General features: G+C 34.7%; 13 protein-coding genes and 1 riboswitch. Of the genes, 2 read left to right on the plus strand and 11 right to left on the minus strand.

The features are described from left to right. Positions 1–23 precede the first annotated feature (23 nt). From MKX83_RS15375 to MKX83_RS15400, 6 genes are all read right to left on the minus strand, one after another. The gene (locus tag MKX83_RS15375) at positions 24–845 is read right to left on the minus strand and encodes a metallophosphoesterase (protein ID WP_095372730.1); all 822 of its coding nucleotides are present in this window, start codon (positions 843–845) and stop codon (positions 24–26) included. A gap of 312 nt (positions 846–1,157) precedes the next feature. After that, positions 1,158–1,616, minus strand: coding sequence for a YpbF family protein (locus tag MKX83_RS15380; RefSeq protein WP_095372729.1), 459 nt, complete (start codon positions 1,614–1,616; stop codon positions 1,158–1,160). Between the two features lie 63 nt (positions 1,617–1,679). After that, positions 1,680–2,405 (minus strand): LysM peptidoglycan-binding domain-containing protein, encoded by a 726-nt coding sequence (locus tag MKX83_RS15385; RefSeq protein WP_341056176.1) that lies wholly within the window; start codon positions 2,403–2,405, stop codon positions 1,680–1,682. Continuing rightward, a complete protein-coding gene (locus MKX83_RS15390) occupies positions 2,402–2,992 on the minus strand; it encodes a CPBP family intramembrane glutamic endopeptidase (protein ID WP_095372727.1) in 591 nt (196 codons plus the stop codon). Before MKX83_RS15390 ends, MKX83_RS15385 begins: the two co-directional genes overlap by 4 nt. Further along, positions 2,982–4,484, minus strand: a complete 1,503-nt coding sequence (locus tag MKX83_RS15395) for a RecQ family ATP-dependent DNA helicase (protein WP_328197565.1) — start codon at positions 4,482–4,484, stop codon at positions 2,982–2,984. Before MKX83_RS15395 ends, MKX83_RS15390 begins: the two co-directional genes overlap by 11 nt. Then, positions 4,484–5,539 (minus strand): helix-turn-helix domain-containing protein, encoded by a 1,056-nt coding sequence (locus tag MKX83_RS15400; protein WP_322909562.1) that lies wholly within the window; start codon positions 5,537–5,539, stop codon positions 4,484–4,486. The genes MKX83_RS15395 and MKX83_RS15400 overlap by 1 nt, the downstream gene beginning before the upstream one ends. Positions 5,540–5,851: 312 nt before the next feature. On the opposite strand from MKX83_RS15400, the gene MKX83_RS15405 reads away from it, so the two are divergent. Further along, positions 5,852–6,100: a ferredoxin gene (locus MKX83_RS15405; RefSeq protein ID WP_095372725.1), complete on the plus strand. Its 249-nt coding sequence runs from the start codon at positions 5,852–5,854 to the stop codon at positions 6,098–6,100. A gap of 302 nt (positions 6,101–6,402) precedes the next feature. Here MKX83_RS15405 and MKX83_RS15410 read toward each other — a convergent pair whose 3' ends face one another. Continuing rightward, positions 6,403–6,987 carry an ECF transporter S component gene (locus MKX83_RS15410; protein WP_095372724.1) on the minus strand — a complete coding sequence of 195 codons (585 nt, stop codon included), beginning with the start codon at positions 6,985–6,987 and terminating at the stop codon, positions 6,403–6,405. A gap of 158 nt (positions 6,988–7,145) precedes the next feature. After that, positions 7,146–7,311, minus strand: a riboswitch (FMN riboswitch). A 262-nt stretch (positions 7,312–7,573) separates the two neighbouring features. On the opposite strand from MKX83_RS15410, the gene serA reads away from it, so the two are divergent. Continuing rightward, entirely contained in the window at positions 7,574–9,148 is a 1,575-nt protein-coding gene (serA, locus tag MKX83_RS15415; RefSeq protein ID WP_095372723.1) for a phosphoglycerate dehydrogenase, read from the plus strand. 150 nt (positions 9,149–9,298) lie between these two features. Here the strand turns inward: serA and MKX83_RS15420 are convergent, their stop codons facing one another. The 4 genes from MKX83_RS15420 to sigX form a co-directional block, all read right to left on the minus strand. After that, on the minus strand, positions 9,299–10,111 hold the full coding sequence (locus MKX83_RS15420) for a histidinol-phosphatase (protein WP_341056184.1): 813 nt from the start codon (positions 10,109–10,111) through the stop codon (positions 9,299–9,301). Between the two features lie 205 nt (positions 10,112–10,316). Continuing rightward, positions 10,317–10,964: a peptidoglycan DD-metalloendopeptidase family protein gene (locus MKX83_RS15425; protein WP_370873268.1), complete on the minus strand. Its 648-nt coding sequence runs from the start codon at positions 10,962–10,964 to the stop codon at positions 10,317–10,319. Between the two features lie 298 nt (positions 10,965–11,262). Then, positions 11,263–12,567: a hypothetical protein gene (locus MKX83_RS15430; protein WP_341056185.1), complete on the minus strand. Its 1,305-nt coding sequence runs from the start codon at positions 12,565–12,567 to the stop codon at positions 11,263–11,265. Next, positions 12,542–13,093 carry an RNA polymerase sigma factor SigX gene (gene sigX / locus MKX83_RS15435; RefSeq protein WP_095372719.1) on the minus strand — a complete coding sequence of 184 codons (552 nt, stop codon included), beginning with the start codon at positions 13,091–13,093 and terminating at the stop codon, positions 12,542–12,544. Before sigX ends, MKX83_RS15430 begins: the two co-directional genes overlap by 26 nt. Positions 13,094–13,366: the final 273 nt, after the last annotated feature.

Genomic DNA, 13,366 nt, shown 5'->3' on the forward strand with positions numbered 1-13,366 from the left:
CTGCCCAGAACCGACTCTTGTGATTAGTGTATGGTATATACTTTAGTTGGTGAGTCGTCCTTAACATTTCCTTCTAAACTTGGATATAAAGAAAGAATATGTGTTTGTGCAGGTGCGCCTAGCCTTAAAGGCAAGGCTGTTGTCCCATAACCATTACTTACAAAATAAGGTATACCGTTCTTATATTTCATCCCACCTTTTTCATAAGGTCCCCAGTTTAAGATACGGATTTGCCCACCATGGGTATGTCCTGACATCATAAACGAAATTTGATATTCTGGTAATAAATAGTCAACAATACCAGGGTCATGGCTCATGAGAATACGACAGCCATTCCCAGCATCCTCAATTGCAAGATCAATCTGGTCTCTTTCCCTACTAAAATCATCTGTTCCAAGTAACACGATACGTTTACCATCTGAGCCTTCAAAACTGACTGCTGAATTATCAAGAATTTTCACTCCGAGATCTAATAGCAATGCATCTAGCTCATGAAAATCCACTTCATAATCATTATTCCCCCATACAAAATAAGTCGGAGCAATAGAAACAAGGTTTTCTATATTCCGTTTCGTCCTTGCCAAAGGTACTCCCTTTTCTGTTAAATCACCGCCTATGCAAACGATATCCACCTTTCTATCTTTAACAGCTTGAATCAACTTTCCTGATAGCTCTCTACGATGGATATCAGAAATAAAAAAAATGTTCAATCCTGCAAGACTCTCTGGGAAACCTTGTATGGCAACCTTTCTCACTTCAATTGTATCTTTATGTGCTTCCTTATACATATAAACGACGACCCCAACGAAAATAAACAGTAATGCACCTGCTAAAATAATATACATGACTCCACCTCATCTATATGTACTAAAATTTAAGTTAGTCAATAAAAAAAGGATGCTCTATAAACGAACAACCTAAATATCATTTATTTCGCTTCTACAAACCTTATATTTCATGTGAACTTGCCCGATTGTCGCTATGATGACTTGAATCACCGTTAGTTGTTCTGTAAGTTCTTAGATTTTCAAATGATTCATGTCATGCAATCGCAAACTGGGGTAGGTTTTAGTCAGCAGTTCCTCTTCATTTCTCTGCTTCTTCATTCGTATGAGATAGGTTTAAATGTCTTTACTCCCTATGGCTTTGAACTATGATTATTTGTTCTCATGAAACAGATTAATATCATAATTTTTTTTCATCATATTAAAGACATGATGTCTATTTTTCCACTCATCCTCTTTTTTCCACAAGTCCTTACTCTTATCGATGATCTCGCATCTAAGTGCATGATATTCTTTTTCCGCTTTATCACGCTTCTGTTGTAACAGGACCATATATCCATAAAAGCCAATCAACGTTACCATACTGTATAAATTGAATGGATGATTAATATAAACAGAAAAAACAGAAGCAAATGAATAGGAATAAGGTAAATAAAATTGATAATACACAAAAATCACATAAGCAAATGATAGAAATACAACTAGCCACATAATAACCAAATGCCACTCTTTCAAGTGATCATATTTCGCTTTTCTTTCAACTACTTTTTGAAGCATTTGTCTCGTTGCTTGGTCTGTTCTTTCATCTAGTTGATTAATTGCTGTTTCCATAAAATCCCCCCCAGTCATAGCTATGCTTGCCCACATTATATGATTGGAGGAGTGGATTCATGACTAGTCGAGGGGAATCCTTAATACTTGGCCAACGTAAATTTCCTCAGATGGCAAATTATTAGCAGCCTTAATTTTTGCAATCCCATCAGGTGACTTATAATAATTCATAGCGATTCTATACATTGTTTCTTGTGATTGAACCGTATGCTGAACAACTTTTGTTGCTTGTTTTTTTGCTTCCTCTTCTTTCGCCTTTTGTTCTGCTAATTCCTTCTCTTTTTGTACAGCTTCTTCTCGTGCTTTCTTTTCAGCCTCTTCCTTTTCTTTTTTGGCTGCTTCTTCTTTTGCTTTCTTCTCTGCTTCCTCTTGTTTTTTTCGTTCAGCTTCTTCTTGTTCTTTTAATTTTGCCTCTTCAGCTGCTTTCTCCTTTTCTTGTTCTACCTTATCTTCTTCCTTATCATCAGGGGCGGCTGCAACATTTTGTGATGACCCATTATTACTGCTATTTGATATACCAACAGTTTCAAAATCTTCTTTTTCTGCTGAAGTTGAAGACTGATCAGCTAGCATAGGAACAAGATAATAAACAGACAAAGCCACTATTGGTACCATAATAAAAAATGCTGCAAGTAAACGAATGAGTGGGTAGTCCAACTTTTTATCCACTGTTTGTTTTTCTTTAGTACTGCTGATCTCCGCCATTGACAACTCTTCACTAACATTTACTTTTTGTAATCTTTGGCGATCTCTCTTTGCCTTCTCCCGATATGATGCCTCTCTATTCATCTATCTTCCCTTCCTGCTCTTTGACTTTTATATATATATAACCCCAATAAACAATCAATAATAAAGTGCATAATAATTGTCGCTAACAAATTACCAGTTAATTCATATATCCAACCAATGAAGAAACTCAATAAAACGACATTTAAAAATAAGAACCATTGAAATAAATAACGATAATGGACAAGAGCAAAGATTAAACTAGTCACTATCAACCCAAAGTGAGTTTGCAGCACACCTCTAAATAACACTTCCTCACTAAAGGCAATAATTAACGTAATTACTACGATATGGGCTGGTGATAGTGAGCTGAATATCCTTATATTTACCCCACCATCATTATAATAGGAGGGAGGTAGGACCCGCATCCCTATTATATCAAGCATGACAATGACTAATCCTGATAATATACCAATCGCAATAGATGGTCCATCCCATTGAAATAGCGCAAAAAAAGAATCCCATGAATGAAAGAGAAATAGGCCAATAACCAATGCAATGAAAAGTAATAACACTTGTGTTAAATATAAATGAAATCTTAATTCTTTATCAGATAACAAACGAATGGTTTCTTCATATTTACTCTTCATTTTTGGATGTCTCACTTAATAAAATGTCTTGTAGGATCTCTTCCCAATTTTCATATAAAGGCATTATCCCTAGCTCTTCAGTTTGCAGATCAGGGTAGTTGCTACCATTACAATGATCGCAGCATTCTCCTATATTTAATGTCGGCTCTTCACCAAAATAGTGTAAGATTTTTTCTCGCCTACATGTGGAACTATGAATATATTGATAAACAGTTTGAATGGCTCCTAATTTAAGCTGGAATTGTTTATTCATAATCACCTTTAGTTCATCTAAGGAACTTGCCTCCTTATGATCAAGGATAGCATTACGATGAAAATCCTTTAATATTCGCATAGATGTTTCACTAAGATTAGCAATTACTGTTATATCCTCTTCGTATTTTTCTAACTCCCACCACCTTAGGGAATCTGTTAAAAAAAAACGTTTTAAATTCTCCATTTGACTATCATTAATTAGTTCTGATTCTACCAACTGCATCGGCAGCTGTTCATCAAAAGGTGCATATAACAGTAAAGCAAGACTAGGCTTGCCATCTCTCCCAGCTCTACCAATTTCCTGTAAATATGATTCCATATTCATTGGCATATGAAAATGAATAACATAACGAATATTTTCTTTATTAATCCCCATGCCAAATGCACTTGTTGCACATATCACATCGAGTTGGTTATGAATGTATTGTTGCTGAATAAGTATTCTTTCTTCATGATTCAATCCGCCATGATAGATGCTCACTCTTTTTATCCCATTCTCTTTTAATGATTGTGCACAAACTTCTGCCGTTTTTTTACTAGAAAAATAAATAATACCTGGACCATGTAAAGCTCTTACCCTCTTAATTAACACATCGATTTTCTCTTGATAGCTTTCAACTTTCTCAACATGTAAAGAGATATTTGGTCGGTCAACTGAATAAAGAATATCAATACTGTTTTGCATGTTTAAAGATTGTTTAATATCCTGTTTCACCTTATCAGTTGCCGTAGCCGTTAACGCCAATATAGGCGGATGTCCTAACTCCTTCATTACAGAGCCAATAGCTAAATAGTCCGGTCTGAAATCATGTCCCCATTGAGAAATACAATGAGCTTCATCGACAACAAGTAATGTAATATGAAGCTCACTCAATCTCTCCATGAATAATTTTGATTGCAGCATTTCAGGTGAAGTAAAAATAAACTTATACTGGTGCAAATTTTTAAGTGCATACATTTTTTTTTGGTAATTTAAAAAAGAATTAAATGCGATAGCCCGTTTTTCCCCAATCAATAGTAATTGGTCTACCTGATCCTGCATTAAGGAAAGAAGTGGAGAAATAATTAAAGTTGTGCCTGGGAGCATAAATGTTGGAAGTTGATAACATAAAGACTTCCCAGAACCAGTTGGGAGCATGGCTAACGTATGCTTACCGGCCACTACCGCTTTTATTGTTTCTTCTTGTCCATCTCTAAAAGACGTATAACCAAATTTTTCTCTCAGTAATTGTTTCATTATACGCTCACCGCACTTTTATGTTTAGCTAGTACAAGCCGTATCTGAAAATAGCTTGCTTCAGGAACTGATTGACGGATATATTTTAGCTGCTTTATTCCGTTCGTTGAAGTTTTTATAATGTTTCTTTGTACTTCTGGTGGAACATATACATCTATATTAAAAGACGAATCAACAATGGCCAATTCCACAATATGATCTTCAATTGTTCCTTGTTTTAATTTTCTTATTTTAATAATATCCTCAATATCGTATCCTTGATTTAAATAGATAGCTGTTTTTCTTGTTGATTGTGTTAGCTGTAACCACTCATTTGTCTCTTTTGTCTCTAATATTTGCTCGAGTAACGGATAAGAGGTGTTATTTTCTTTTACTTCAGTTAATATCATGTGAATCACATTTGTAAAATGTAACTGATAGGTTAACATTGACATTTGCAACTGTTCGGCTGCCTGCTGCTGTGTTAAGCCAATTCGATTACTTCCTGTTAACCTTAGAATGAGAATAAGAGGGTCAATTTTTTTATTCGTTAAAATTTGTTGTAACTCCTTAAACAGTTGTGTTGCCAACTCATGGCGATTGATTCTATTCCTTTGAATAAAGTTCTTTAACCAATCAAGATCAGGTTTATTATTTTGAATAGGGAGATACCTTCCGTTATATGCGACTAGGTTAGAAATTACTTGAACCATAAGAGAAAGGCGCTCCCAAAAAAGTTTGTCCATCCGGTTATATGACCAGCCATTGAGATAGCTAGGTATGATTGGTTCAGCAAACTCTTGGAGATACATATCCCCTTTTTCCGTCATTCGATAAGACCCCTCACCAAGACAAGTGACATATTTCTCCTCTAAAAGATGATCTAATATTTGATTAAATTCCTCTCTTGCCAAATGGGGTAACACATGAAAGTATTGCTTCAAGTGAAATAAATGAGCATCTTGTATTGTTTGAGATGACTTTTTGCCATTAAGCAAATGTAAAATGGCATAAGCAGTTCTCTGATTCTCAATTGATTTTAGACAAAATAAGACCAATTTCTGAATAACGCTCACATTTCTCTCCCCTTTATTCATTGACTAATTAGTTTTTAGAATAGCATTTCCGTGGTGAATTCGCAGACTTTTTCGACATTATTTTATTTTTTTTTGTTGAATTTTATTGTATCATGAAACCGTTATATACGTGATAATATCAGTCAATTTTTCATCATGAACAAGATGAAAAGTCCCACCATAGACTATTCTAGATGGTAGATTTTTATTGAAATGTTTACAAGACAGATTTACAATAGAACATGTGGTAAGTGTTTCGGCAGATATTTTCGTGCTTTAACATGAAAAAGATTTTAAATAGGAGGTTATTCCATGGCGAAGTATACAATTGTTGACAAAGAAACATGTATTGCTTGTGGCGCATGTGGTGCGGCAGCTCCAGACATTTATGATTACGATGATGAGGGCATCGCATTTGTAACACTAGATGATAATGAAGGAATTGTTGAAATTCCCGATGTTCTTATAGAAGATATGATGGATGCATTTGAAGGCTGTCCAACTGACTCAATAAAAGTCGCAGACGATGCCTTTGATGGTGATCCGTTAAAATACGAATAGAACAAAAAGAAATCTAATGGTAAAAAAAGAAAACGAGTAAATCCTATTTTAGGGATTTGCTCGTTTTTTCTATGAGCTACAGGGAATCACATACTCGTATACTCATTCGAATAAAAATCGTTCCCTTCATCAATTATCCAGTTGGAATTAAAATAGTAGTTATCGAGGATTGCATATGAGTTCATTGGTGCTTTTACGAATGATGTAATATGATGGATAAGAGTGACAATTCTACTTAAGCGGCATAAAATTATATATTAAAAGGCATCTAACTTTTCAAAGTTAGATGCCTCCTTTATAAATTAAGCAATCGTATTTAGCGATCTTTGTTTATTAATCCAATTACTCATCTTAGCAAATACAAGCATAAATACCGATGCCATTAAAATTCCTTTAATAAAGTTAAAAGGTAGAATAAACATGACTGCAGTTGAACGCATTTCTGGTCCTGACATAGCGGGCATATTTAAAAACATTGTATAGGCAGGTAAAAAGACGAAATAATTAAGCAAACTCATGGATACAGCCATTACACTTGTGCCAATGATTAATCCTATTGTCATACCTTTTTTGGATTTCATCTTTGTATAAACATAATAGGTTGGCAAAATAAATAATAAACCTGCTACAAAGTTAGCAATATGACCAACAGGTACACCAGTAGCACTTCCCGTCATAAAATAATCCAACACATTTTTAAACAATTCGACCAGTATTCCCGCAATCGGACCAAATATTAACGCAGCCACTAAAGCAGGGATATCACTAAAGTCAATCATCAAAAAGTTCGGAAACGGTGGTAATGGAAAGTTTAACAACATAAGAATATACGCGATACTACTCAACATACCGATTGCAACAAAAGCTTTGACATTTAACTTCTTCAATTTTCCTCTCTCCTTTTAGGCTATCTCTCCTATAGAAGAAAGGTTCAGCAAATAAGCGTCTTTGCATAACAAAACCCTCAAGTAAACTTGAGGGAGAATTGAACAAAGACATTCTTAATAAACGTTCTTGTAGTGTATACTTTGAACGTTAGCAGAACCTCCATCTTCTCCCATCCAGACTTTACTGTCGGCTTTGGATTCTCACCAAATCCTGCCCAATACAAACGCTTCGTGCTAATTGCACTCCACTTTTAGGCTCGCGGGCTTAAAGTATAAATACTTATCACCGCCGGTCGGGAATTTCACCCTGCCCCGAAGATAGACCATATTTATTTGACAACTTCATTATACTGAAAAATAATTCATTTGTGAAGCCTAAAATAGTAAATATCTCGAATTAAAAACATTCCTTTCATTATGCACATTTGTCTTCAGGAGATAAAATTTTCTTTCCACGAAGATCGTTTTATTTTACTACATTAAAGCGTTTCCATTTTAAACACAAACAATAAATCCAATTGACAGAATAATATTCGTCTTGTAAAATAATCAGATAATTAAGTAACCAACTTAGGAGGGTTCATACATGTATCAAATATTAGTGGCTGATGCCATTAGTGAAGAAGGCTTATACCCTTTACTTAACGACACAAATGCTGAAATTATTCAAAAGAAAACCGACGATCCCGAGGTTGATTTATCAACTATTGAGGCTTTGTTAGTACGGAGTGCCACGAAAGTAACGGATGAATTAATGGCGGAGATGCCAAAGTTAAAAATTATTGCAAGAGCAGGTGTGGGTGTCGATAATATTGATGTTCCAGCAGCAACTAAAAGAGGCATTATCGTCATAAATGCACCAGACGGAAACACAATTTCTACGGCAGAGCATACTTTTGCTATGATGGCCTCCCTTATGAGAAATATTCCTCAAGCACATAGCTCAGTTAAGAATTTGGAATGGAAAAGAAATCAGTATGTAGGTACTGAACTATTCGGTAAAAGTCTTGGTATTGTTGGTATGGGAAGAATCGGGAGTGAAATCGCCAAGCGAGCAAAAGTATTTGGTATGAGTGTGTTAGTATTCGATCCCTTTTTAACGAAAGAACGTGCAGCAAAACTCGGTGTAGAATCTAGTACATTAGATGAAATACTGCAAAGATCTGATATTATTACGGTTCATACTCCACTTACACCTGAAACAAGAGGGATTATCAATGAAGAGGCATTGAAAAAAACAAAAAAAGGCGTTCGCTTACTTAACTGTGCCCGTGGTGGTATCATTGATGAGCAAGATTTAGCTAAATATGTGGCTAATGGACATGTTGGAGGAGTTGCATTAGACGTATTTGAAACTGAACCACCTGGTGAACACCCACTTTTGAAATATGAAAATGTCATTGTAACGCCACATTTAGGTGCGTCAACAAAAGAAGCACAATTAAATGTAGCAACACAAGTCGCTCAAGAAGTTCGGACTTACTTTGAAGGAAATCCAGTATCTAATTCAATTAACTTACCAGCTATCTCCAAAGACATTTATGAAAAAATACAACCTTTTTACCAAATCTCTAAACAAATCGGAAATATTTTAACTCAATGTGTTAAAGAAGGGGTACATGAACTCTCTATTACTTACTCTGGTTCAGTGACAGATTTAGAAACTGCATACTTAACAAAAGCAATGCTGTCCGGTTTCTTCAAAGGTAGAATTGACGTTAACGTGAATGAGGTTAATGCATTACTCACTGCAAAAGAGCGTGGTATCACTGTTGGAGAAAAGATTTCCACCGATGCATTTGGCTATGACAACTGCATTTCGGTCACAGCAAAAGGAGAAGAAAATGCATTTACAGTTAGAGGAACATTTATTGATCATTATGGGCCAAGAATTGTCTATTTAAACGGGTTTAATATTGACTTCTTACCAGAAGGTAACCTTCTTTATATTCAACATATGGACAGACCTGGTGTTATTGGCCACGTAGGTCAAGTCCTTGGCGATCACCATATTAATATTGCCACAATGCAAGTAGGTCGTAAACAAGCAGGTGGAGAAGCGATTATGGTGCTAGCTTTTGACAAACCACTAAGTGACAAAGAGCTTTCCTTATTGAACAACTTAGATGAGATTGTTTCTATTAATCCTATTATTTTATAATTCCTTTTTGTAGAGAGTGGCCCTCAGTCGACCACTCTTTTTTATATTTAGGATAAAAGTAAAAGTCATTCACAACACAAACAGATTCCAATTAGAACCTGTTCATTTTATGAATGACTTTTTTAAATTGAGCACTATTCATCATTATTCCTAGCCTAAAGGATATTCTTTACGTTCACCTTTTGAAAAAGTCATGATGGATGAATATCCAATTTCTTTTGCTAATGCAAGCGATTGATCAAAGTCTGCACCAACATGCTCGGGAAAATGAGCATCAGACGATAGAACGATTGGTATATTCTTCTCAAAACATTTTCGTAATAATCTTGGATCTGGATATAGCTCACCCACAGGTTTTCTTAAACCAGCACTACTAATTTCCACGCATGTTTTTGATTGTGCTAAAGCATCAGTTACTCTTTCATATTGTTCTAATAGAAACTCTTCATCCTGAGGAACATACTTAAAAATCTTCACTAAGTCAATATGGCCGACAATATCAAATAGATTAGATTGAGCCAAAGTAACTATCTGATCATAATATTTACGATATACATCATAAAGATCGCGTCGTTCCCATTCCTTTTTGTACTCAGCTAAATCTATGCCAAAGTCACCTACCCAATGGACAGAGCCAATCACATAATCAAAATCATATGATTGAATGAATTTCTCCATTTCCTTATGCTTTCCAGGTGTATAATCCATTTCAATGGACATTTTTACATCTATTTCTTTATTCCATGCTTGGTGAAATAATGATACATAATCCTTCATATCATAATATCGTCTTTCATTTACCCATTTATTTTGCAGAATATCTGCCGTTTGGTAAAAGTGATAAGCATGTTCAGAAATACCAAATGAACCAATATTTTTATTATTAGCCGCGTTTGTAAATTGTTCTAAATAGTCTAATGTAAGTGTACCGTTCTCTAAATGATTATGATAATCCGTTAACATTTTGCCTGCCTCCTCAATTGTATGTAACAATTATACGCCTTAAAAGAGGCATGGACAATGAGATTTAACTATTTTTTTAGAATAATCAATACTTAAATGGTGTCAAATTATTTTGATTGAAAAAAGATGCGATTTTTTAAAAAAATACAACCTTTTCATTTATTTTCATATTACATGTACGTACCTTGTATGTATTCCTTTCAATTTAGGGAACCTGTAATATTTGATTAGGATATATGTTTTCTGTCCGCAATCCATTCTTATTTACCAATTCTGCTACCGTCACATTATACCTTTCACTAATCGACCATAACGTATCTCCTGTTTTCACTTCATACGTATCCATATGAGGTCCGTTCATTTTTCCTGAAACAAGTATCGTATCCTCATCGTGATTAAATACTAAAAAAGGATCAAGCGCATTCTCCTTAGAAAAGGTCCATTCGTTTGCGTGAACTTCAAAATGCAAATGAACACCTGAGGAATCACCGGTATTCCCCATCTCTCCTATTGTATCGCCTGCTGAAATCACTTCACCTTCAAATACTAAACGCTTTTTCAAATGAGCATAAATGGTTTCTGTATCGTTATGATGCTGTATAAACACAACATTACCATATGTATCAGAGTAATATGATCTTGTAACTACTCCACTATCCACTGAGTGAATAGGTGTACCTATCTCTGCAGCAATATCAATCCCTTTATGATGTCCTCCTCTAGTTCCATATGTATCTGTGATGACCCCTTCTACTGGCCATACCCAATTTTTTGTTTTTTCTGGCCAAGAGTCTGCTAAAGCATTTTTTTCACTACTGAATATTAAAAAAAGAAAACATATACTTCCGAACATGAATAAACGGCTTACTTTATACTTCAAAACTTTGCCTCCTATAGCGGTTATATTATATAGACAAATTAATTACTCTATGATTACGACAAATCCTGCCAAAAAACACATCCATTACTATGTACGAGTTTTTAAAAAATATGTATATAAAAATAAATTTTTCTTTTTTTAATGTAGCACCTTATTTTAAAATTATAGTTATGAGTGTTTTACTTTTTTCAATATTACCTTTGTCAAAAACGCAAAAAAAGTTGGTAATATTAGACTTTTACAGTCATAATTACCAACTCTTTATTCTTTCTTATGGTAAATCCCTTTTATTAGGTGCTACCGGCACTTGAATTTCTTTTTCTAAATCAAACCGACCAATTTGATCAATTTCGGTATTTTCCAACTTAACCTCATTATATTCAAATTCCTTGGCTGTTAATAGAATCGCTTCAATCGTATATAAAGTTTCCTCATCATTCTTTATATCGGCATCATCTTCAAAAGTAATTAATAATTGTTCATCGGAAACGACTTCCGTTTCAAAGTCTATGTCATTAGGTATAGAAGCTTTCAGGTTATAAGTTTCAATCCCTTTTTTCATTGCTGCAAAAGCATCTGTCACTGAGTTTATTTTTTCTCTAAACGGAACAAGGAAAGGCGTTGTCCATTCTTCGTTAGGATAGTAAAAATAGTAAGCAGATTTATTAGACGTATCAACTTGATCTATTTCTTCTGTAAAGCCTTCATTTCCCATCTCTAGCCCTTGTTCACCATCTGTTAATAAATCGATTTTCTCTATATTAAAATCAGCCATCATATCCGTTAATATTTCTTTTATTGCTTCTGATTGACTGCTTGATGAAATATTTGTTGCAGCAGGAAAATCAACTGCAAGCACTTGATTTGAAGTATCATAATGAAAGTCCGCATTAAATGGGTTTAGCTCCCCTAACCCCCATTCAGCTTCTTTTAAATCTGACATATGATTAATGAATAATTCCATTTTAGAAAGATCTGCTTCTTTATTTACCATCACACTAATGGGAATAAAATTTTGAACATTATGATCCGGTATAGAATAAGTTAAAACTTCCTCTTGATCTTTAATATCTTCCGCATAGACTGCAGTTGGTTCAATTTGCTGTGTCACTGGTTGCTCATTATTATCATTGGCATTGGCATTGGCCTCTTCTGACTGGTCATTTTGAGCATAAATTTCATCCGTCTGATCTATATCTTCTTGCGGAGTTACTTCTTCATCCTTTACTATGTCTTCCGTATTTTCTTGCGTATGATTACTCTCGTCATTTGTTATCTCATCGTTTACTTCCTTTTGTTGAGTCGCATTCGATGCCAATTGATTCTCTTGCTCGCTATCATCTATATTACTTCCGGCTGAATCTTGAAAATTGATCATGGTCGGAACGAGAATACATAACAATAAAACAGCAACTGCAGAAGCTACAGATGGGGTTAACCACCTTTTTCTTTTCTTCTGCTCTTTAAATATCATCATTTGTTGATACATATCTTGCTTACTTATGTGGTTAGTAATTTTAGGAAGTTGTTTCAATAGTTCTTCGATGTGATCATCTTTCCAATCTTGTTTTTTCACTATTTAACCCCTCCTTTTCCCACATGTCAGACATGTTTTTCTTCAGAGCCTTTAATGCTCTGTGTTGCGTAGTTTTCACTTTACTTTCCGTCCAGCCTAGAGTTGCTGCCGTCTCAGCAATGGATAGTTCTTGAATATATCTCATTATAATAACCGTTCGTTGGTCCACTGAACACTTCTCCATGCACCGATATATCATTTGGATTTCCTGACTCTGCATAACTACTTCCTCTGGCATAGGGTGTTCATCTTTAATCTGTTGCTTTGACCAATCAAATTTTTCAATTATTTTTTGTTTCCAGCCTTTTTGTTTTCTAAATGAATCAATGGCCACATTCCTTGCAATTGAGAATAGCCATGTTTTTTCACTACTCTTGCCTTCGAATTTATCATATGACTTCAAAACTCTTATATATACTTCTTGCATAAGATCTTCTGCCAGCTCTCGATCTCTCACCATATAGAATAAGAATTGAAATACATCCTGATGGTATTTTGTATATAATTCATCGAAAACGGAGTCCAATAACTTCCCCTCCCCGTTCATAAATAATAGTCGTTATTAGAATTAAAAAAGTTACACTCTAACTATAGTATTAATGAAATTAAAATGGAAGGGTTTCTTTAGGAAATCTCTTTTTGCTTATTTCGCTTCTGTTTTCTGACATGAATGGTTTGCCAAATGCACATCGATTGTCTGAATCATCACATATCCAGCTCTTTTATACTTGTTAGAGATAAAATTCAAAAGAAGGCCTTATATTAATCCCATGTGGTATTGACATTCATACGTAAACAG

Origin of the sequence: Cytobacillus sp. FSL M8-0252 (assembly GCF_038007345.1) — a bacterium.
Classification (GTDB): Bacteria; Bacillota; Bacilli; order Bacillales; family Cytobacillaceae; genus Cytobacillus; species Cytobacillus kochii.